A 1,698-nucleotide genomic window follows, 5' to 3' on the forward strand; every position below is an offset into this window, starting at 1 on the left:
CCGTTGGAGGTGGCTCAACCAGCGATGTCGTCTTTGGCGGAACCGAGGATGATTTCCTTAACGGCGGATATGGTCATGACCGATTGAACGGCGGTTCTGGGGCTGATCGTTTCTTTCATCTTGGCAGGAATTCCCATGGGACCGATTGGATTCAAGATTATAACGCCACGGATGGGGATGTCCTGATGTATGCTGGCGACGCCACAGCCGCCGATTTCATCGTACAGCGCGCGACGACAGAGGGAGCGGGCAGCGCCGATATTGCCGAAGTTTTTGTCACCCACCGGGGCACAGGTAATCTGCTGTGGGCTTTGGTTGATGGCGACGCGCAGGATAGCCTCCAAATGCTGGCCGCAGGCCAGACGTTCGACATTTTTTGATTACACGAACGACCTGAGACACTGACCGCGCATAGCACGTGGATCAGAAACTGGTGCAGACCGGCCGGATCCCGATGGGGGCGGCCGAACTGCTGCTGCAGGGCGGATCGGAGATTGCCAGCCATTTTCTGGCCCAGCCGGAACCGCCGAGGCTGCCGCCGGAACCCTTTGCCTCGCTTGGGGCGAACACCTATCTGATGTGGAAGGAATGGCGGTCCGGGAAGGAATAAGGGTTTGGGGGCGCTGCCCCCGGCCTGCGGCCTCCCCCGGAGTATTTTTGCAAAGATGAAGGGGATTTGGGCCATGGAGGCCCGGATCCCATGGCTTCAAGGCAGGCTCAGCTTGGCCATGCGGCCGCCATCGACGGTATAAACCTGCCCGGTGATGAAACCGGCATCCGTTGACGCGAGGAAGGCCACCAGTGCCGCCACTTCCTGCGGCCTGCCGGTGCGGGCGACCGGGTGGATGCCCGCGATATCGCGGCGAAAGGCGCCGGGGTCGGGCATGCCTTCGATGAAATCCAGATTCAGGTCCGTGTCGATCCAGCCCGGCGCCACCGCGTTGCAGCGGATGCCTTCAGGCCCGTGATCCACTGCCACTGCACGGGTCAGGCCGTGCAGACCTGCCTTGGAGGCGCAATAGGCGGCGTGGCCGGGGTTGCTGCCCAGACCCTCGATCGATCCTGTATTGACGATGCTGCCGCGGGATTCGCGCAGGTGCGGCAGAGCCGCCTGGATCATCAGGAAGGGAGCCGTCAGGTTCACCGTCAGATTGCGCTGCCAGTCGGCGAGGGTCATATCCTCGACGCTGGCCTCCTGCATCATGCCGGCGTTGTTGACCAGCACATCCAGCCCCCCTGCCCTGCTGACGACGTCTGTCACCACTTGTGCGGGGCTGTCCGAAACAGTGAAATCCGCCGGGATCGCCTCAAATTCGGCATCCTCACCGCGCTGTGCGGTGAAAACGCGGGCGCCTTCGTCGCGCAGACGGCGGGCGATGGCCTGGCCGATGCCGCTGCGGCCGCCGGTAACAAGCGCAACCTTGCCTTCGAACCGGCTCATGACACCGGTTTCCCGCCGTTGACCTCAACCAGCGCGCCGCACATGTAACGGGCAGCGCCTGAAGCCAGGAACAGGATCACATCGGCGATGTCTTCCGGCTCGGCAATGCGGCCCAGCGGCACGGATTTGCCCAGCTCCGCCACCGCGGAATCTGGATCAAAGCCGCGTTTGGCAAAGCCTGAGCGCAGCATCGGCGTGTTCACCTCGTTCGGGCAGACGGCGTTGATGCGGATGCCCTGATGGGCGTGATCCATGCC

At 63.0% G+C, this 1,698-nt stretch carries 3 protein-coding genes and 1 pseudogene; 2 read left to right on the forward strand and 2 right to left on the reverse strand.

Going from position 1 to position 1,698, the window contains the following annotated elements; translation table 11 throughout:
* A pseudogene (locus tag A2I95_RS35755) lies at positions 1-380 on the forward strand (hypothetical protein); the annotation flags it as partial.
* A gap of 38 nt (positions 381-418) precedes the next feature.
* The gene (locus A2I95_RS35760) at positions 419-610 is read left to right on the forward strand and encodes a hypothetical protein (RefSeq protein WP_291737286.1); all 192 of its coding nucleotides are present in this window, start codon (positions 419-421) and stop codon (positions 608-610) included.
* A 96-nt stretch (positions 611-706) separates the two neighbouring features.
* Here A2I95_RS35760 and A2I95_RS35765 read toward each other — a convergent pair whose 3' ends face one another.
* On the reverse strand, positions 707-1,441 hold the full coding sequence (locus A2I95_RS35765; protein WP_291737287.1) for an SDR family oxidoreductase: 735 nt from the start codon (positions 1,439-1,441) through the stop codon (positions 707-709).
* The coding region (locus A2I95_RS35770) for an SDR family oxidoreductase (RefSeq protein ID WP_291737288.1) at positions 1,438-1,698 on the reverse strand (261 nt) is incomplete at its 5' end. The genes A2I95_RS35770 and A2I95_RS35765, both read right to left, overlap by 4 nt.

This window comes from Leisingera sp. F5, assembly GCF_001593695.1.

What these genes read in the sequence shown, in the direction of transcription:
- A2I95_RS35765 (WP_291737287.1), bottom strand. Translation starts at nt 1,441, where the DNA reads ATGAGCCGGTTCGAAGGCAAGGTTGCGCTTGTTACCGGCGGCCGCAGC.